The organism is Pseudomonas sp. EA_35y_Pfl2_R111 (assembly GCF_963970955.1).
Lineage (GTDB): Bacteria > Pseudomonadota > Gammaproteobacteria > Pseudomonadales > Pseudomonadaceae > Aquipseudomonas.
The window spans coordinates 100992-119609 of record NZ_CAXAOM010000002.1; the positions used below are offsets into that span (position 1 = coordinate 100992).

At 58.2% G+C, this 18618-nt stretch carries 19 protein-coding genes and 4 tRNA genes; 9 read left to right on the plus strand and 14 right to left on the minus strand.

Annotation, left to right across the window (positions count from 1 at the left end; genetic code table 11):
* Positions 1 to 22 precede the first annotated feature (22 nt).
* Positions 23 to 1264 (minus strand): multidrug efflux RND transporter periplasmic adaptor subunit MexE, encoded by a 1242-nt coding sequence (mexE, locus tag AACY25_RS09045; RefSeq protein WP_339523996.1) that lies wholly within the window; start codon positions 1262 to 1264, stop codon positions 23 to 25.
* 212 nt (positions 1265 to 1476) lie between these two features.
* Complete coding sequence (locus AACY25_RS09050) at positions 1477 to 2391, minus strand: LysR family transcriptional regulator (RefSeq protein ID WP_339523997.1); 915 nt, start codon at positions 2389 to 2391, stop codon at positions 1477 to 1479.
* 262 nt (positions 2392 to 2653) lie between these two features.
* Here AACY25_RS09050 and AACY25_RS09055 point away from each other — a divergent pair, with 262 nt between their 5' ends.
* Positions 2654 to 3676: a zinc-dependent alcohol dehydrogenase family protein gene (locus AACY25_RS09055; RefSeq protein WP_339523998.1), complete on the plus strand. Its 1023-nt coding sequence runs from the start codon at positions 2654 to 2656 to the stop codon at positions 3674 to 3676.
* Between the two features lie 201 nt (positions 3677 to 3877).
* Here AACY25_RS09055 and AACY25_RS09060 read toward each other — a convergent pair whose 3' ends face one another.
* Positions 3878 to 4501: a trimeric intracellular cation channel family protein gene (locus AACY25_RS09060; RefSeq protein ID WP_339411262.1), complete on the minus strand. Its 624-nt coding sequence runs from the start codon at positions 4499 to 4501 to the stop codon at positions 3878 to 3880.
* 7 nt (positions 4502 to 4508) lie between these two features.
* Entirely contained in the window at positions 4509 to 5867 is a 1359-nt protein-coding gene (gene gorA, locus AACY25_RS09065; protein WP_339524000.1) for a glutathione-disulfide reductase, read from the minus strand.
* A gap of 81 nt (positions 5868 to 5948) precedes the next feature.
* On the opposite strand from gorA, the gene AACY25_RS09070 reads away from it, so the two are divergent.
* Entirely contained in the window at positions 5949 to 6371 is a 423-nt protein-coding gene (locus tag AACY25_RS09070) for a VOC family protein (RefSeq protein ID WP_339524002.1), read from the plus strand.
* 51 nt (positions 6372 to 6422) lie between these two features.
* Here the strand turns inward: AACY25_RS09070 and galU are convergent, their stop codons facing one another.
* The 8 genes from galU to AACY25_RS09110 all read right to left on the minus strand — a co-directional run bounded on the left by galU (position 6423) and on the right by AACY25_RS09110 (position 11424).
* Positions 6423 to 7262 (minus strand): UTP--glucose-1-phosphate uridylyltransferase GalU, encoded by an 840-nt coding sequence (galU, locus tag AACY25_RS09075; protein ID WP_339524004.1) that lies wholly within the window; start codon positions 7260 to 7262, stop codon positions 6423 to 6425.
* Positions 7263 to 7669: 407 nt separating this feature from the next.
* Positions 7670 to 7756 (minus strand) — tRNA-Leu (locus tag AACY25_RS09080).
* A gap of 112 nt (positions 7757 to 7868) precedes the next feature.
* A tRNA-Cys gene (locus AACY25_RS09085) sits at positions 7869 to 7942 on the minus strand.
* Positions 7943 to 7983: 41 nt separating this feature from the next.
* Positions 7984 to 8059, minus strand: a tRNA-Gly gene (locus AACY25_RS09090).
* 67 nt (positions 8060 to 8126) lie between these two features.
* Entirely contained in the window at positions 8127 to 8687 is a 561-nt protein-coding gene (gene pgsA, locus AACY25_RS09095) for a CDP-diacylglycerol--glycerol-3-phosphate 3-phosphatidyltransferase (RefSeq protein WP_339524006.1), read from the minus strand.
* A 33-nt stretch (positions 8688 to 8720) separates the two neighbouring features.
* Complete coding sequence (gene uvrC / locus AACY25_RS09100) at positions 8721 to 10562, minus strand: excinuclease ABC subunit UvrC (protein WP_339524007.1); 1842 nt, start codon at positions 10560 to 10562, stop codon at positions 8721 to 8723.
* Positions 10549 to 11193 (minus strand): response regulator transcription factor GacA, encoded by a 645-nt coding sequence (gene gacA / locus AACY25_RS09105; protein ID WP_160014285.1) that lies wholly within the window; start codon positions 11191 to 11193, stop codon positions 10549 to 10551. Before gacA ends, uvrC begins: the two co-directional genes overlap by 14 nt.
* A 141-nt stretch (positions 11194 to 11334) precedes the next feature.
* A tRNA-Ser gene (locus tag AACY25_RS09110) sits at positions 11335 to 11424 on the minus strand.
* A gap of 132 nt (positions 11425 to 11556) precedes the next feature.
* Between AACY25_RS09110 and AACY25_RS09115 the strand changes: the two genes are divergently transcribed.
* The 7 genes from AACY25_RS09115 (at position 11557) to AACY25_RS09145 (ending at position 15781) form a co-directional block, all read left to right on the plus strand.
* Positions 11557 to 12225: a Bax inhibitor-1/YccA family protein gene (locus AACY25_RS09115; protein ID WP_275962976.1), complete on the plus strand. Its 669-nt coding sequence runs from the start codon at positions 11557 to 11559 to the stop codon at positions 12223 to 12225.
* Between the two features lie 108 nt (positions 12226 to 12333).
* Complete coding sequence (tusD, locus tag AACY25_RS09120) at positions 12334 to 12717, plus strand: sulfurtransferase complex subunit TusD (RefSeq protein WP_339524008.1); 384 nt, start codon at positions 12334 to 12336, stop codon at positions 12715 to 12717.
* 10 nt (positions 12718 to 12727) lie between these two features.
* Positions 12728 to 13087: a sulfurtransferase complex subunit TusC gene (gene tusC, locus AACY25_RS09125; RefSeq protein ID WP_339524009.1), complete on the plus strand. Its 360-nt coding sequence runs from the start codon at positions 12728 to 12730 to the stop codon at positions 13085 to 13087.
* Positions 13087 to 13386, plus strand: coding sequence for a sulfurtransferase complex subunit TusB (gene tusB, locus AACY25_RS09130; protein WP_339524011.1), 300 nt, complete (start codon positions 13087 to 13089; stop codon positions 13384 to 13386). Before tusC ends, tusB begins: the two co-directional genes overlap by 1 nt.
* On the plus strand, positions 13383 to 13718 hold the full coding sequence (locus tag AACY25_RS09135) for a TusE/DsrC/DsvC family sulfur relay protein (protein ID WP_339411245.1): 336 nt from the start codon (positions 13383 to 13385) through the stop codon (positions 13716 to 13718). Before tusB ends, AACY25_RS09135 begins: the two co-directional genes overlap by 4 nt.
* A complete protein-coding gene (locus AACY25_RS09140; protein WP_339524013.1) occupies positions 13715 to 14698 on the plus strand; it encodes a glycosyl transferase family protein in 984 nt (327 codons plus the stop codon). The genes AACY25_RS09135 and AACY25_RS09140 overlap by 4 nt, the downstream gene beginning before the upstream one ends.
* An 84-nt stretch (positions 14699 to 14782) precedes the next feature.
* Positions 14783 to 15781, plus strand: coding sequence for a glutathione S-transferase family protein (locus tag AACY25_RS09145; RefSeq protein ID WP_339524015.1), 999 nt, complete (start codon positions 14783 to 14785; stop codon positions 15779 to 15781).
* Between the two features lie 46 nt (positions 15782 to 15827).
* Here AACY25_RS09145 and cysG read toward each other — a convergent pair whose 3' ends face one another.
* The gene (cysG, locus tag AACY25_RS09150) at positions 15828 to 17222 is read right to left on the minus strand and encodes a siroheme synthase CysG (protein WP_339524016.1); all 1395 of its coding nucleotides are present in this window, start codon (positions 17220 to 17222) and stop codon (positions 15828 to 15830) included.
* 73 nt (positions 17223 to 17295) lie between these two features.
* Positions 17296 to 18576: a serine--tRNA ligase gene (gene serS, locus AACY25_RS09155; RefSeq protein ID WP_339411238.1), complete on the minus strand. Its 1281-nt coding sequence runs from the start codon at positions 18574 to 18576 to the stop codon at positions 17296 to 17298.
* Positions 18577 to 18618 lie beyond the last annotated feature (42 nt).

An 18618-nucleotide genomic window follows, 5' to 3' on the forward strand; every position in this document is an offset into this window, starting at 1 on the left:
TTTCTACCTATATAACAGCGTATTAGCCGCGCGGCGCAGTGTTGGTAGGGCTGCTTTCTGCAGCGACCCGGCGGCTGTTCTGGCGTTCGATGGCCTGACGTTGCTCAGTCAGCAACGCCTGGGTCTTTTCATCGGCCATCGGCACGCTTTGCGGATCAACCGTGGAGCCGGGGAAGGCGCGCTGCAGTCCGTTGACCACGATCTTCTCGCCCTTGGCCAGACCGCTGCGCACGATGCGAAGGCCTTCCAGCTTCGGCCCCAGCTCGATGCTGCGGTACTGCACGGCATTGTCCTTATCGAGCACCAGCACGTACTTCTTGCCCAGATCCGTACCGACCGCTTCGTCCTTGATCAGCGCGGCGGCGTACTGGCTGCTGCCGACCAATTTCAGGCGTGCATAAAGGCCCGGGGTAAAGCGCCCATCACGGTTGTCGAACACTGCACGGCCACGGATGGTGCCGGTCTGCGGGTTGACCTGGTTGTCGATAAAATCCAACTCGCCTAAATGCGGGTGACCGTCTTCGCTGGACAGGCCCAGGTACACCGGGCTGGCATCGCGGGTCTGGCCGCCGGCTTGGCGCGCCAGCTCGACATATTTGAGGAACACGCGCTCATCGGCGTCGAAGTAGGCATAAACCTTGTCGGTACTTACCAGGGTCGTGAGGTGGCTTTGCCCGGCATTTACCAGGTTGCCTTCGGTGATTTCCGCACGGCTGACGCGACCATCAATCGGCGCTGTGACGCGGGTAAAGCTGAGGTTGAGGCGGGCGTTATCCAGTTCTGCCTGGATGCCCGCTACAGCGGCCTTAGCTTCTGCTGCGGCGCTGGCACGGGCATCGGCCAGTTCGGCGGAAATTGCGTTGCTTTTGCGCAGACGCTCACCACGACTGGCTTCGCTTTGGGTCCGCACCTGGCTGGCACGAGCTTGTTGTAGCTGGGCTTCAAGGCGTTTGACCTCGGCCTGGAATGGGCGCGGGTCGATCTGAAAAAGCAAGTCGCCTTTCTTCACCAGGCTGCCTTCATTGAAGGCTACGCGGTCAACAAAACCGGACACTCGTGGGCGGATATCTACCGACTCTGGCGCTTCCAGGCGGCCGGTAAATTCGTCCCATTCGTTGATCGGTTGCTCGATTACTTCGGCCACGCTGACTTGTGCGGCCGGCATCTGTTGCGCGCTTTCTGGTGCTTTGCCGCAAGCGCTCAGTACCAGCAGTGCGGCAAGGGCGAGGGGGAAATGCCAGAAATTTTTAGTGGACTGTTCCATGTGTGCTTCCGCCAGAGGGTGTTATGAATGGGCGGAGTCTGCGGCGGCGGGGACGATGGCGACGAATCGAACGGGGCGAAGATGAGTATCAATCTTAGTGATGATTTATCAGCTTGTATCGATAAAGGCGATTGTGAGCAAAAGAGAGCAGGGTGGGCGGGGCGAGATGAGACCCCGACGATTGGTCGACGAGGTGCCCAACAGAGCTGGGGTTACAGGCTATCGGGATCGCCGCAAAACATCTGGATGCGTGAACGTAGCCAGCGTTCTGCCGGGTCGTTGTCCTGGGCTCCGCGCCAGGCCATATGTAACTCGAAGGCTTGCACGGATAGCGGCAGCTCTTCGGCGCGCACACCGCCTGCAGAGGATAAGGCTGCAGCGGTGTAATCCGGCACGGTGGCGATGATGTCGGTGCCGGAGAGCAGCGTGCCAAGGCCATTAAACTGGGGCAAAGCGAGTACCACACGACGTTTGCACCCAATCTTCTCCAGTTCCTCATCGATAAAACCACCAAGGTCCCCCGCAAATGACACCAGCGCATGGGGCCGCGAGCAAAAATCATCCAGGCTTAAAGGGCCTGGCGCGCTGTCAGCACGCAGTAACTTGGGCTTACTGCGGCGCAGTACTTTGCGCTTGGCATTAGCCGGTAGTTCATCGGTATAGGCAACGCCTACGGATATCTCGCCAGAGGCCAGCAGGGACGGCATTAATAAATAGTTGGTACGCCGAATCACCAGCACCACCCCTGGGGCCTCTGCGCGCAGGCGTTTGATCAAAGGTGGCAGCAGGCCGAATTCGACGTCATCCGACAGGCCGATGCGAAACACCGCGTTACTGGTGGCAGGGTGAAAATCTGCGGCGCGGCTGACTGCGGTGGAGATCGAATCCAGCGCTGGCGAGAGCAGGGCGGCGATCTCCATGGCCCGAGCGGTAGGCTCCATGCTGCGGCCGGTACGCACGAACAACGGATCATCAAACAGGCTACGCAGACGGGCGAGGGCGGCGCTGATGGCCGGCTGGCCGAGAAAAAGTTTTTCCGCCGCACGTGTCACGCTGCGTTCATGCATCAGCGTTTCGAAGACGATCAGCAGGTTTAGATCGACGCGGCGGAGATCGTTACGGTTCATCCGGTGTCCATTCTGGAAGTGGCTGCGCTTTTGCGCGCGACTCAGGCTAATGCCGAACACTGTCGCCAGGCAATATGCACAGGCAAATGATGTGCTTGAGGCCCATCATCATCGACAAGCATGGTGAATATCAGCCTCGAGCGGTGGAATTGCTGGCAAAGCCCGGATAAAGTCCGTGGCCATAAGGGGTCGCCGCACCTGTATAGGGCAATAATGCCAAACAGCTGCCGCGATCTGAATGGGTCAACCGAAGAGGTTTGCGATGTCCCGCATAGTTCGTTTCCATGAGTTTGGCGAGGCCAATGTCCTCAAGATCGAGGAGCGCAAAGCGCCTGCGCCGGCCGCAGGCGAAGTGCTGGTCGGTGTTGAGGCCGTAGGCGTCAGCTGGTACGACGTACTCTGGCGGCAGAACCTGGCCAATACACCGACGCAATTACCAGCAGGCCTGGGCCATGAATTGGCCGGTGTGGTACTGGCAGTCGGCGATGGTGTTACCGATCTGGCTGTGGGTGACCGGGTGGCCAGCTTCCCGGGACACAGCGCCAACCGTTATCCCAGTTACGCCGAGCACGTAGTATTGCCGCGCAGCTCCCTGGCACGTTATCCAGACAATCTGACCGCACAACAGGCAGCCGTGCACTATCTGCCGTCAATGGTCGGCTGGTTTGGCTTTAACGAGCTGGCCCGTTTGCAGCCCGGCGAAACAGTGTTAGTCACCGCAGCAAGCCGCTGTTGGGGGCCATATATCGTGCAGATGGGCAAAGCCCTGGGCGCGACGGTAATTGCCGCTACAGCCTTTGCCGAAGACAGCGATTTTCTTAAGCAGCTGGGCGCCGATCACATCATCCTCACCGAGGAGCAGGACTTGGTCAGCCGCGTAAGCAAGCTGACCGATGGCCATGGCGTCAACGTGGTAATGGACGCACTTGGTGGCCCACAGATGTGTCTCCTGGGCGATGCCATCGCGCCGCGTGGTCGACTGATCCTGTTCGACCTACAAGGCGGTAATGAAACACCATTTCCAGCCTGCGCAGCGTTTCAAAAGAACATCCAGTTCTTCGTGCATTGCATCGGCAACTTTACCGGCAAGGAAGAGCTGAATATTCCGCAAGATCAGGCTGCTGTGGCTAAAGCTGTGCAAGGTATCAATCAGCTGACGGCGGATGGCTTACTCAAGCCGCTAATCGACAAGGTGTTCAGCTTCGACGATGTAGTCGAAGCGCATCGCTACATGGAAACGTGTCCAAGCCGTGGGCGCGTGTTGTTGGATATTGGCGCGCATTAAACAACTCACATTATGCGAAGCCTGGATTAGGGCGAGAGCAGTGAATCCTGAGCGGTATCTGGGTTCACCGTTCGCTACATTGTGGTTCGCATAATGTATATTATGTTAAATTGAATGTATGGAGCTGATGGCCTATAGGATCAACTTCCTAGCTTCCCCCTCCGTGCACTTCTGCTTATCTCGTTTCTGATCGTTGGAACGTCAGTCGCGATCCAGCAAATGAAAACTGGGCAGCGCCACATGCCAGCGAATGGCAGCCAGGCGGATTAATAGTACGGTGAGCATGGCCACACTGGTGTCCAGCCAGTGAGGCGTATCCAGAGTGCGCATGCCGATAAACACCAGCGCCCCTGCAATACAGGCCGTAGCGTAGATTTCTTTCTGAAAGATCAGCGGAATCTCGTTGCAGATCACATCACGCATCACGCCGCCGGCTACACCGGTCATCACTCCCATGATCACCGCGGTGCTATGCGGTACGTTGTGCTGCATGGCGACTTCAGCACCGATCACGGTAAACACCGCCAAGCCAAAGGCATCCGCCAATAGCAGGCCTTTTTCGTGAATCGGCTGGGTCAGCCGCACCCAGATCACGGTGCCGACCGCCGCCAGCGAAGCGACCACGATATACAGGTCGTTGCGGATCCAGCTGACCGGATGGTTGTCCAGAATCACGTCACGCAGGGTGCCGCCACCCAGTGCGGTGATGATGGCGATAACCAGCACACCGAACAGGTCCATGGACTTGCGCCCCGCCATCAGCGCGCCGGTAATGGCGAAGACCGCAACACCGAACAGGTCGGCCAGATAAAACAATTGCGCCATGCTGACCTCAGGACGACACGGGGGTACGCATGGTGACGAACTCTTCGGCGGCCGTCGGATGCACGCCGATGGTTTCATCGAATAGCTGCTTGGTCGCACCAGCTTTAAGTGCAACAGCTAGCCCCTGAACGATTTCACCGGCGTCCGGGCCGACCATATGGCAACCAAGCACGCGGTCTGTGGCAGCATCTACCACCAGTTTCATCAAGGTGCGTTCCTGGCTTTCGGTCATGGTCAGTTTCATCGGACGGAAGCGGCTTTCGAAAACCTGAACGCTGTAGCCCTCCTCCTTCGCCTGCTCTTCGCTGAGCCCCACCGTGCCGATATTCGGCAGGCTGAATACCGCTGTTGGGATCATTCGGTAGTCGACCTTACGGTATTCCCCTGGCTTGAACAGGCGCCTAGCCACTGCCATGCCTTCGGCCAGCGCTACCGGTGTGAGCTGCACGCGGCCGATCACATCACCAATGGCGAGGATCGATGGCGTGCTGGTCTGGTATTGCTCGTCGACCTTGATAAAACCGCGCTCATCAAGCTGTACGTGGGTGTTTTCCAGACCCAGGTTATCCAGCATCGGCCGGCGTCCGGTGGCGTAAAAGATACAGTCGGCTTCTAGGGTTCGACCGTCCTTGAGGGTGGCCAGCAGGCTGCCGTCGGCTTGTTTGTCGATACGGGCGATGTCGCTGTTGAACTGCAGGTCGACACCGCGCTTGTTCAACTCATCCTGCAGGTGCAGACGCACAGCTTTATCGAAACCACGCAGGAACAGCTCGCCGCGATAGAGCAACGCGGTTTTTGCGCCGAGGCCGTTAAAGATTGAGGCAAACTCAACAGCGATATAACCGCCGCCAATCACAAGAACGCGCTTGGGTAACTGCTCAAGAAAGAAGGCTTCGTTCGAGCCGATAGCAAATTCATGCCCTGGGACTTCGGGAATGTGCGGCCAGCCGCCAGTGGCAATCAGGATATGTTTGGCGCTGTAGCGCTTACCGCCCAATTCGACACTGTGGTCGTCAACAATCCGCGCGTGGCCTTCGAGCAAGGTCACGCCACTGTTAAGAAGAAGCTTGCGGTAGATGTCATTGAGGCGATTGATTTCGCGATTTTTGTTACTGATCAGAGACGACCAATCGAATGTCGCCTCGCCCAGCGACCAACCGAAGCCTTGCGCCTGCTCGAAGTCGTCGGCGAAGTGCGCGCCGTAAACCAGCAGCTTCTTTGGTACGCAGCCGACGTTGACACATGTGCCCCCGAGATAACGACTTTCGGCAACCGCCACGCGGGCACCATAACCAGCGGCAAAACGCGCAGCCCGTACACCGCCGGAACCGGCACCGATCACAAATAGGTCAAAGTCATAGGTCATTGCAGCCTCCTGAACAGGCTGCCAGCATACCCCAAGGAGCGTCGTGCCTAAACTTGAAGCATGCGCAAGAGGAGATCAGTGATGCACCCTACCCTCACTCATGTGGCGTTACATGTACCCGATCTGGATGCCTGCGTGACCTTCTATGAGCAGTTCTGCAGGATGCAGGTGATTCACCAGCGCGCCGGCAAGGGCTCAAGGATTGTCTGGATGGCCGAACCGGGCAAGGAGCATAGTTTTATCTTCGTGATCATGCCCGGCGGCCAAGCCCGTCAACTGGCCGCGGATGATTACAGCCACTTTGGCTTTGCCATGGCAAATCGTGCGGAGGTCGACCGCATTGCTGAACGAGCCAGGCAGGCTGGATGCCTGATCTGGGAGCCCCGTGATGAGCCCTACCCTGTTGGCTATTACTGTGGCCTGCGTGACCCAGCAGGCAACTATGTAGAATTCAGCTACGGCCAGCCGTTAGGGCCTGGCGCTGAGCATATGCCACTGGCATGAATGTAAACAGCCACCCGAAGGTGGCTGTTTGCGGTCGCGGCGTAGACTGAATCAGTAAGCCTTGCCGGTCTTGTAGAGGTTTTCGAAGCAAAAGTTGGTGGCTTCGATATAGCCTTCCGCGCCACCGCAATCGAAACGCTTACCCTTGAACTTGTAAGCCATCACACAGCCGTTCTGCGCCTGCTTCATCAGGGCGTCGGTGATCTGGATTTCCCCGCCCTTGCCGGGCTCGGTTTGTTCGATCAGGTCGAAGATATCCGGGGTGAGGATATAGCGGCCAATGATCGCCAGGTTCGACGGTGCATCTTCCGGTTTGGGCTTTTCGACCATGCTGTTGACCCGGTATATGTCATCACGAATCATCTCGCCGGAGATCACGCCATATTTATGGGTCTCTTCAGGTGGCACTTCCTGAATGGCGACAATCGAGCAGCGGAACTGGTTGTACAGCTTGACCATCTGCGTCAGCACCGCGTCACCTTCCAGGTTCAGGCACAGATCGTCGGCCAACACCACTGCGAACGGCTCATCACCAATCAGCGGGCGACCACAGAGAATGGCGTGGCCCAAGCCTTTCATCTCGACCTGACGGGTGTAAGAGAAGGTGCATTCATCGATCAGTCGACGGATACCAACGAGGTACTTTTCCTTATCGGTATCACGGATCTGATGTTCAAGTTCGTAGCTGATATCGAAGTGGTCTTCCAGCGCGCGCTTACCACGGCCGGTGATCATGGCAATCTCCGTCAACCCGGCTGCCAGAGCCTCCTCAACGCCGTACTGGATCAGCGGCTTGTTCACGATCGGCAGCATTTCCTTGGGCATGGCCTTGGTGGCTGGCAGAAAGCGGGTGCCGTAACCGGCTGCTGGGAACAAACATTTCTTGATCATGGGTAACCTTGAGCAATAGTGTGAAAAGTGCGTGCGCAGTCTATCAGGCTGCACTGGCCTTACAATGCCCATGCTCAGCTAGCTGTGCGGCATCATAGATATTGCGCCGCGGGTATCGGCATCACTCCATGGATGCGAGCAAAGTACGGCCGGCAGAACTGCTTCCACAGCAGGCACAACCCTTGGCCGTCAAACAACGTGTATTCCTTTGTCTCGAGGGTAGCGTTTGGTCCGTCAGAGGGATAACAGTGCGCGCCCTAGTGGTAGGTTCCTTGTAGAACCATTCATATGCCTAAAGCTTGGGGTTGTGCAGGATCATTCAAAAACATACGGGCACAAAAAAACCGGCAAGAGTGCCGGTTTTAGTGGGTTTCAGGTTCATACAGGAACATCTGAAATCATGTACATGGTGCCCGAAGCCGGAATCGAACCGGCACGGGGTTACCCCCGAGGGATTTTAAGTCCCTTGCGTCTACCGATTTCGCCATTCGGGCGGTAGCGCTGCTTTGCAAGGCTTGGACTATATACAGCCCGTGAATACCTCGCAAGGGTTCAAGCTTAAATGAAAAAGCCTCGTAAATCAGTGATCTACGAGGCTTTTCTAATTGGAGGCTGAGGTCGGAATCGAACCGGCGTTCACGGATTTGCAATCCGGTGCATAACCACTCTGCTACTCAGCCTTGAAACTAAACGGACCGTGTAAAACGGCCCGTTGGAAAAATGGAGCGGGAAACGAGACTCGAACTCGCGACCCCGACCTTGGCAAGGTCGTGCTCTACCAACTGAGCTATTCCCGCTTGTCGTGCTGACGGCCGCCATTCTATAGCTTCAGATCGGCCCGTCAACCCCTTGATTCAAAAAAGCTTATTTCTTTTCCGCGGTGATTCGCAGGTGTGGCCATGCGGCCAGCAGGTACTGTGCCATCGACCACAGGGTGAGTACGGCGGCAATGATCAACAGCGCATAACCGAGCACAACCCAGGCTGTAAAGGTCGGCGGATTTGCCAGCAAAATCACCAGGGCAACCATCTGTGCGGCGGTTTTCCATTTGGCCAGTTTTGATACGGCCACATGCGCGCGAGCACCTATCTCTGCCATCCATTCGCGCAGCGCCGACACCACGATTTCACGACCGATGATGATCGCCGCAGACAGGGTCAGCCAGAGATTGGCGTGCTCAGCAACTAGTAATACTAGGGCAACCGCCACCATCAGCTTGTCGGCAACGGGATCGAGGAAGGCGCCAAAAGGCGTGCTTTGTTCCCAGCGGCGCGCCAGGTACCCATCTAGCCAGTCGGTTGCAGCCGCGATTGAAAACACCGCGCTGGCAGCCCAATAGCTCCAATCGAAGGGAAGATAGAACAGCAGAATAAACACCGGTATCAGCAATACGCGAAGCACGGTAAGCAGGTTGGGGATATTCATCGACACAACTTGGCGGTAAATAGAACCCGCATTCTACTCACTGTGCAGGGCGGCATAAATCAACTCGGCGAGTTTTTTACTGATTCCAGGCGCCTTGGCGATTTCTTCAATGCTGGCGCGGGACAGTTCCTGCAGCCCACCGAAGTGGTTGAGCAGCTCGCGCCGGCGTTTTGGCCCTACGCCGGCAACCTCCTCAAGGGTGGAGGTGCGCCGGGTTTTGCCACGGCGGGCACGGTGCCCGGTAATGGCAAAGCGGTGCGATTCATCGCGGATCTGCTGAATCAGGTGCAGGGCCGGCGAGTTACCCGGCAGAGTGAATTCATGGGCGGCGTCATTCAGGTACAGGGTTTCCAAACCCGGCTTACGCGTGGTGCCTTTGGCCACGCCAAGCAGAATCAGGTCAGGCACCGCCAGCTCTTCGAGAACTTCACGGGCCATGGCCAGCTGACCTTTGCCGCCGTCGACCAGGAGGATGTCCGGCAGCTTGCCTTCACCATCCTTGATCTTGCTGAAGCGCCGCGTCAGCGCCTGATGCATGGCGGCGTAATCGTCGCCAGGCGTTACGCCTTCGATGTTGTAACGGCGGTAATCGGATTTCAGCGGGCCTTCCGGGCCGAACACTACGCAGGAGGCTACGGTTGCCTCGCCACTGGAGTGGCTGATGTCGAAACACTCCAGGCGCTGCGGCACTTCATCCATATCCAGCGCCTGGGCCAGGGCATCGAAGCGCGCGGCAACGTGCTGGCGGTTGGCAAGGCGCGCGGCCAGGGCCTGCTCGGCGTTGGTCACGGCAAGCTGCTGCCAGCGTGCACGGGTGCCACGCACGCGGTAGCTGATGCTCAACTCACGGCCGCGCAGTTCATCAATGGCGGCAATCAGCGTTGGGAAGTCTTCATGCTGTGCATTGACGATCAGCTCGCTCGGCAGGTCGCGCTCCTGGCTGCTCAGGTAATACTGCGCGAGGAAGGCCAGCAATACCTCACTGCCCTCCTCTTCGATGGCCACTTGCGGGAAGAAGTTCTTGCTGCCAAGCACCCGGCCGCCGCGCACGCTGATCAAATGCACGCACGCGCCACCGGGATTGACCATGGCCGCGACCACGTCCACATCACCAGTGCCGCCTTCCATGCTCTGCTGGTCCTGCACCCGGCGCAGCAGCGATATCTGATCACGCAACCCGGCCGCCCGCTCGAAGTCGAGATCCGTAGCGGCAGTCTGCATGCCGCTGGACAGCTCGTCGGTCAGGGCATTACTGCGTCCCTCAAGAAACATCACCGAATGACGTACGTCTTCAGCATATTCGGCAGGCTCTACCAGACCAACACAGGGGCCTTTGCAGCGTTTTATCTGGTACTGCAGGCAAGGCCGCGTGCGGTTCTTGTAGAAACTGTCCTCACACTGGCGCACCAGAAAAGTCTTCTGCAGCAGGTTGAGACTTTCGCGGATGGCGCCGGCGCTGGGATAAGGACCGAAGTAACGGCCTTTCTGCTTTTTCGCGCCACGGTGAATGCTCAGCCGGGGGAAATCACCGTCGGAAAGAAACACATAGGGATAGGATTTATCGTCGCGCAGCAGAATGTTGTACGGCGGCCGCCACTCCTTGATCAGCGTCTGCTCAAGGAGCAGCGCTTCGGTCTCGTTGGACGTGATGGTGGTTTCGATCTGCGCAATTCGCCCCACCAGGGCGGCGGTCTTGGGCGCCAATCCGGTTTGGCGGAAATAGCTGGCCAGGCGCTTTTTCAGGTTTTTCGCTTTGCCGACGTAGAGTAGCTTGGCGTCCACATCGAACATGCGGTAAACGCCGGGGCGGCCGCTGCAAGTGGAGAGAAATGCGCTGGAATCGAAGGCTGCGCGGCTGTTGTCAGCTGCTGGCATCAATCATGCCGTGGCGCACGGCCAGCAAGGCCAGTTCGACATCGCTGGTAATCGACAGCTTCTCGAAGATGCGATAGCGGTAGGTATTCACGGTTTTCGGCGACAGGCAAAGCTTGTCGGAAATGGCCTGAACCTTCTGGCAGCCGGCAATCATTAGCGCGATTTGGATTTCGCGCTCAGAAAGCAGATCGAAAGGCGAATTGCTGCTTTGCGGCTGGAACGACTTGAGGGCCAGCTGCTGGGCAATCTGCGGGCTGATATAGCGCTGGCCGCTGAACACCATACGAATTGCCTGAACCATTTCTTCCAGCGCGGCACCCTTGGTCAGGTAACCGGCGGCGCCAGCTTGCAGCAAGCGCGTGGGGAACGGGTCTTCTTCGCACACGGTTACTGCGACGACTTTAAGGTCGGGATGGCTGCGAATCAGTTTGCGCGTGGCCTCAAGGCCGCCGATGCCCGGCATCTTGATGTCCATCAGGACAACATCGGGCTTCAGTTCGCGGGCTTTCTTCAGGGACTCTTCGCCAGACTCAGCTTGGCCAACCACATGCAAACCGTCGATATCAGCCAGCATGCGCGTGATGCCGGTACGTACCAGGTCGTGGTCATCAACTACTAGCACCCTGATCAAGCGACACCCCGTATGCATCAGCCGCCAAGAGCGGCTGGTTGGGTTGAAAGGCTGGAGATTTAGTGAATCCCAGCTTGGCGCATAACCGTCAAAATGCAAGCGCCAATAAAGCTGTGCGCTAGGGTGACGGCCAGAGGAATATGGCGGAAGCGGTGAGATTCGAACTCACGGAAGAGTTTCCCCTTCGACGGTTTTCAAGACCGTTGCATTCAACCGCTCTGCCACGCTTCCGGCGTTTGCGGGCGGCAATCTTACCCGAACGCAACACGCTGTCAAACTCTGCGTATTGGCTCTTTATCTGCCTCTGCTATGATCGGGCCTGACCTTGGTCACGGAACCATCAGCCATTTCAGGAGTGTCGCCATGAACGAACACAATTATGCACTTGACCATACGCAGGTTGAGCAGCAAGAAGTCAGCCGCGTCTTGCGCAACACTTATGGCCTGCTGGCCATCACCCTGGCCTTCAGCGGCCTGGTGGCGTATATCGCGCAACGCGCCAACGTGCCTTATCCGAATATTTTCGTGGTGCTGATCGGCTTTTACGGCCTGTTCTTCCTCACCGCCAAACTGCGTAACTCAGCTTGGGGCCTGGTTTCTACTCTCGCTCTGACCGGCTTTATGGGCTACACCCTCGGCCCAATCCTCAATCGCTATATGGGCATGGCCAACGGTGCTGAAGTTGTCAGCTCCGCTTTCGCCATGACGGCCTTGGTGTTCTGCGGCCTATCGGCTTACGTACTGACCACCCGCAAGGACATGAGCTTCCTCAGTGGTTTCATCACTGCAGGCTTCTTTGTACTGATCGGTGCGATGGTTGCCGGGTTCTTCTTCCAGATCAGTGGTCTGCAACTGGCGATCAGCGCAGGCTTTGTACTGTTCTCCTCGGCCTGCATCCTGTTCCAGACCAGTGCAATCATCCATGGTGGCGAGCGCAACTACATCATGGCGACCATCAGCCTGTACGTATCGATTTACAACCTGTTCGTCAGCCTGCTGCAGATTTTCGGCATCATGGGCAGCGACGACTGATTCAAGTTGCTGTGGAAAGCCCGCTTCGGCGGGCTTTTTTATGCCTGTCGCGCGCATCTTGACGGCTCAGGCTTTATCATTCCGGCAAATTGGCTTGCCAGGTTTGTTATGAAGTTCGCCATCGCCCTCTTCTCACCTCCTCATGCGCCCTCCTCGCGCCGCGCGCTGCGCTTTGCTCAGGCGGCATTAGCGGGTGGCCATGAAATTGTGCGGCTGTTCTTCTATCAGGACGGCGTACACAGCGCCTCGAGCAATGTGGTTTGCGCGCAGGATGAAGTGGATCTGCCGCGGGAATGGCGTGAGCTTGTGCAAGCGCAGCAGTTGGATGGCGTGGTGTGTATCGCCGCCGCCCTGCGTCGCGGCGTGTTGAATGACGACGAAGCGCAGCGCTACTCGCGCACTGCCGCCAACCTAGATGCGCCCTGGGAGCTTTCCGGCCTGGGCCAGTTGCACGAAGCGGCGCAGCTGGCGGATCGCTTAGTGTGTTTTTGAGGGCCTTGAAATGAGCAAATCGCTGTTGATCATCAGCCGCCAAGCCCCCTGGTCCGGCCCAGGTGCGCGGGAAGCACTGGATATCGCACTGGCCGGCGGCGCCTTCGATTTGCCGATTGGCATGCTGTTTCTCGACGACGGGGTATTCCAGCTGAGCGGCGCGCAACAACCGGCCAATCTGCAGCAAAAAGACCTCAGCGCCAATCTGCAGGCCCTAGCGATGTTTGGTGTCGAAGCGCTGTATGTTTCGCAGCGCAGCCTGGAGGAGCGTGGTTTGCAGAATCAGCCCAGCAGCCTTGCGGCGGAGCGCCTGAATGATGCAGGGCTAAGCGCCTTGATTGACCGCTATGACCAGGTGATTACACTCTGATGGCTACCTTGCACGTACTCTCACACTCGCCCTTTACCGATAGCCGCCTGAGCAGTTGTCTGCGTCTGCTCGGCAGCCAGGATGCTCTGCTGCTCTGTGGTGATGCGGTGTATGCCTTGCAGGCCGGCAGCGCGCAGCGCCAGGCGCTGGAACTGATGCCAGAAGCCGTCGCACTGTATGCTCTGGATGAAGATGTGCAGGCCCGCGGCCTTGCGCACCCTACCCGCTTTACGCTGGTCGATTATCCCGCTTTCGTTGCACTGAGCTGCCAATACGACAAGGTAAACACCTGGCTATGACGGCATTGAATGTTGAGGGCCGCAGCCTTGCGCTGGACAAGGACGGTTATCTGCTTGACCTCACCGATTGGTCCGAGGCCGCCGCGCACGCCCTGGCACAACGTGAAGGCATCAGCCTGAGCGCCGATCACTGGGAAGTTCTCTGGCTGGTGCGCAGCTTTTACGACGAGTTTCAGTTGTCACCGGCCAATCGCCCGCTGATCAAATTTATTGCTGTGAAAATCGGCCCCGAGAAAGGCAATAGCCTGAACCTCAATCGCCTGTTCAATGGCGCTCCCGCCAAACTCGCCGCCAAGCTGGCGGGCCTGCCCAAGCCGACCAATTGCCTATGAATTTTGTAACCCCGCCGGAACATCCCTTTGCCCAATTTGTGCGCATTCTTGGCAAAGGCAAGCGCGGTGCGCGAAACCTGACCCGCGAAGAGGCCCGCGAGGCTATGGGCATGCTACTCGACGGCCAGGCCGAAGAAAGCCAGCTAGGCGCATTCCTGATGCTGCTGCGGCACAAGGAAGAAAGCGCCGAGGAGATGGCCGGCTTTGCCGAAGCCGTGCGCGCGCGCCTGCAGGCTCCGGCAATCCAGGTCGACCTCGACTGGCCGAGTTATGCCGGCAAAAAGCGCCATCTGCCGTGGTTTCTGTTGGCCGCCAAAGCACTTGCCAATAGCGGTATTCGCATCCTGCTGCATGGCGGCGGCCCGCATACAGCCGGGCGCATGTACAGCGAACAGTTAATCGACAGCCTGCATATCCCGCTGTGCCGCAACTGGGGGGGCGTCGAGCAGGCACTGGCGCAACATCAGCTGGCGTTTATCCCGTTGGGCGACTGGATGCCGCAACTGCAACGGATGATTGATCTACGCAATATCCTCGGCCTGCGCTCACCTATTCACTCCCTGGCGCGCATTCTCAACCCGCTGGGCGCACGCTGCGGCCTGCAGAGCATCTTTCATCCCGGTTATCAGGCGGTACACCGTGAAGCCAGCCAGTTGCTCGGCGATAGCGCTGTGGTGATCAAGGGTGAAGGCGGCGAAATCGAGATCAACCCGGACGCCACCAGCCACCTGTATGGCACGGCCAATGGCGAAAACTGGGATGAAGAATGGGCGGCGCTATCTGCGCTGCGCCACGTCAAGCCTGAATCACTGCAACCCGCTCACCTAGCCGCTTTCTGGCGTGGAGAAATGGCCGATGATTACGGCCAGCTTGCAGTAATAAGCACCATGGCGTTGGCGCTGCGTGGCCTGGGGCAAAGCCGTGAGGCCGCCTTCGATGAAGCGAAACGCCGCTGGGAAAGGCGACACTTATCTAAGTAAGCGATAGGTCTGTGCGCGTTTTGCACCCTTTTCACCCTGTGCAAGCAGTTAGACTGACCGTTCATACATGACGGAGTCAGTCCTATGGGCCTACTAATAGATGGACACTGGCGTGACCAGTGGTATGACACCGCCGACAACGGACGCTTTCAGCGTGAAGCTGCACAGCGCCGCAATTGGATTACCACCGGTGGTGCCCCTGGTCCTAGTGGCACTGGCGGCTTTGCTGCCGAAGCTGAGCGCTACCACCTGTATGTATCACTCGCATGCCCTTGGGCGCACCGCACGCTGATTTTGCGCCAGCTTAAAGGCTTACAACCGCTGATTGGCGTTTCGGCCGTCAGTTGGTTAATGCGCGAGAATGGCTGGACTTTCGATACCGAGCACGGTGCCAGCGGTGATACCCTCGATGACCTGAACTACCTGTACCAACGCTACACCGCCGATGACGCCCAATACACTGGGCGAGTTACGGTTCCTCTGCTGTGGGACACGCAGCAGCAATGCATCGTCAGCAATGAGTCAGCCGAGATCATTCGCATGTTCAACGGTGCCTTCGATGCGCTAACCAGCAACCGCCTCGACTTCTACCCCGAGCATTTACGCGAGCAGATCGACGCCCTCAATGAGCACATCTACCCCACCATCAACAACGGGGTGTACCGTGCTGGTTTTGCCACACGCCAGGATGCTTATGAAGAAGCGTTCGATGAGCTTTTCGAGGCTCTGGATGGGCTAGAAGCTAGCCTAGACAGCCGCCGCTATCTGGCCGGCGAGTACCTGACAGAAGCAGATATTCGCCTGTTTACCACGTTGATTCGCTTCGACGCGGTTTACCACGGTCACTTCAAGTGCAACCTACGCCGGGTGGAGGACTATCCCAACCTCTCGAACTGGTTACGCGAGTTGTACCAGTGGCCAGGCATCGCCCAGACCGTAGATTTCACCCACATCAAAAGTCATTACTACGCCAGCCATGCCACGATTAACCCAACCGGAGTGATTCCTAAAGGTCCGCATCTGGACTTGAAACAGTCGCACGATCGTAAACGACTACCGGGCAAGGGCATTTACCAAGGCTAAGCGCAGGCCTGAGCTGCAAGCAGAGGGACCAAGCAAAAACCGAGGCTCAATCCTGAGCAGCGGCATCTTCAAACCAGGCCAGTTTTTCGCGTAGCTGCACCACTTCGCCAACGATCACCAGGGTCGGTGCATGCACCTCATGCTCGGCCACCAGCTCGGCCAGGTTGGCCAACGTACCGGTAAACACTCGCTGATTCTGCGTGGTGCCCTGCTGGATCAATGCCGCTGGGGTTGTAGCGGCGCGACCATGGGCAATCAGTTGCTGACAGATGATCGGCAGCCCCACCAGACCCATGTAGAACACCAGGGTCTGGCTGCTGGCCGTAAGCTCGCTCCAGGGCAAATTGCTGCTGCCATCTTTCAGATGGCCGGTGACAAAACGTACTGATTGCGCATGATCACGGTGGGTCAGCGGGATACCGGCATAAGCCGCGCAGCCTGAGGCGGCGGTGATGCCCGGGACCACCTGGAAGGGAATGCCGTGAGCGGCCAGCTCTTCGATTTCCTCACCGCCGCGGCCGAAGATAAACGGATCACCGCCTTTCAGACGCAAAACGCGTTTGCCTTGTTTGGCCAGGCTGACCAAACGCTGGTTGATCTGCTCCTGCGGCACGGCATGCTCGGCGCGCTGTTTACCGACATAAATACGCTCGGCATCACGACGGCACAGTTCGATAATCGCCGGGGCCACTAGGCGGTCATACAGCACCACATCGGCCTGTTGCATCAGGCGCAAGGCGCGGAAGGTCAGCAGATCAGGATCACCCGGCCCAGCACCAACCAGATACACCTCGCCAAGGGTGCGCGGAGCTATCCCGGCGATTTTCTCTTCCAGTTGGCGCTGACCTTCCTGCAGTTTGCCGGCGAATACGCTTTCGGCGACCTGCCCCTGGAACACATCCTCCCAGAACACCCTGCGCTGCTGTACATCCGGGAACAGCGCTTTGACCTGGGCACGAAAGCGCTTGGCCAGACCGGCTAGCTGGCCGTAGGTTGCAGGAATCCAGGTTTCGATCTTGGCGCGAATCAGCCGGGCCAGCACCGGTGCATCACCGCCACTGGTGATAGCGACGATTAGCGGCGAGCGGTCGACAATGGCGGGGAAAATCACGCTACACAGCTTCGGTGCATCCACCACGTTGACCGGAATGCCCAAGGCCTGGGCCTCGGCTGAGATTTGCGCATTCAGCGGTTCGTCATCGGTTGCGGCAATGATCAGGGCCACACCCTGCAGGTCAGCCGACTGATAATCACGCAGCCGCACCTCGCCACTACGCGCACTGGCCATTTCACGTAGTTCATCACGAATCTCCGGCGCGACTATCCGCAGCGTCGCGCCGGCATCACTGAGCAAGCGCGCCTTGCGCACGGCAACTTCGCCGCCACCGACCACCAGTACCAGGCGATCCTGCAGTTTGTGGAACAGGGGCAGAAAATCCATGACGTACGCTCTCAATCGGGTAAACAAAACGGGGCGGCACTGGCCGCCCCGTCACAGGTAACTGAAATCCGGATTAACCGATGATTTCGATACCGCCCATATAGGGCTTCAGCACGTCCGGAACGCGGATGCTGCCATCGGCCTGCTGGTAGTTCTCCAGCACAGCTACCAGCGTGCGACCGACTGCCAGGCCGGAGCCGTTGAGGGTGTGCACCAGTTCGGGCTTGCCGGTTTCCGGGTTGCGGTAGCGCGCTTGCATGCGGCGGGCCTGGAAGTCACCACAGTTGGAGCACGAAGAAATTTCACGGTACTTGTCCTGGCTCGGCACCCAGACCTCCAGGTCATAGGTCTTCACCGCGCCGAAACCCATATCACCAGTGCACAGTGCCAGTTTGCGGTATGGCAACTCAAGCAGCTGCAGCACACGCTCGGCATTGGCAGTCAGGCTTTCCAGCGCTTCAAAGGATTTGCTCGGCTCGACGATCTGCACCATCTCGACCTTGTCGAACTGGTGTTGACGGATCATGCCGCGGGTATCACGGCCGGAAGCGCCGGCTTCACTGCGGAAGCACGGGGTATGGGCGACCAGCTTCAGCGGCAGCAGCTTGGGATCAAGGATCTCGCCGGCGACGATATTGGTCAGCGACACTTCAGCGGTCGGAATCAGGTACAGATCCGCCTCGCCTTCACGGCTGATCTTGAACAGGTCTTCCTCGAACTTCGGCAGCTGCCCGGTGCCTTGCAGCGCCGGAGCCTGCACCAGATAAGGCGTATAGGCTTCTTCATAGCCGTGCTCGCCGGTGTGCAGGTTGATCATGAACTGAGCCAGAGCGCGGTGCATGCGCGCAATCGGACCGCGCAGCAGGGCAAAGCGCGCGCCGGACAGTTTGGCGGCGGTCTCGAAATCCAGCCAGCCGTGCTGCTCGCCAAGGGCAACGTGATCCTGAATCGGGAAATCGAAGCTGCTCGGCGTGCCCCAACGGGAGACTTCAACGTTTCCCTCTTCATCTTCACCAACCGGCACCGACTCATGCGGCAAGTTGGGGATATTCAGCAACAGGTTATCGAGTTCGCTCTGAATGCTGTCGAGGTCACGCTTGCCCTGCTCCAGATCGCTGCCCATCTGGTCCACTTCTGCCAGCAGCGGCGCAATGTCTTCACCTCGCTGCTTGGCTTGGCCAATGGATTTGGAGCGACTGTTACGTTCGGCTTGCAGCTGCTCGGTGCGGGTCTGCAGCGTCTTGCGCTTAGCCTCAAGCGCTTCAAAGCGGGCAACATCAAGGACAAATCCACGGGCGGCCAGGCGCTCGGCCACTTCATGGAGCTGGGTACGAACGAGTTTGGAATCAAGCATGTTCTGGTCTCAACACATCACAAGGGTTTGCATGGCTTTGGC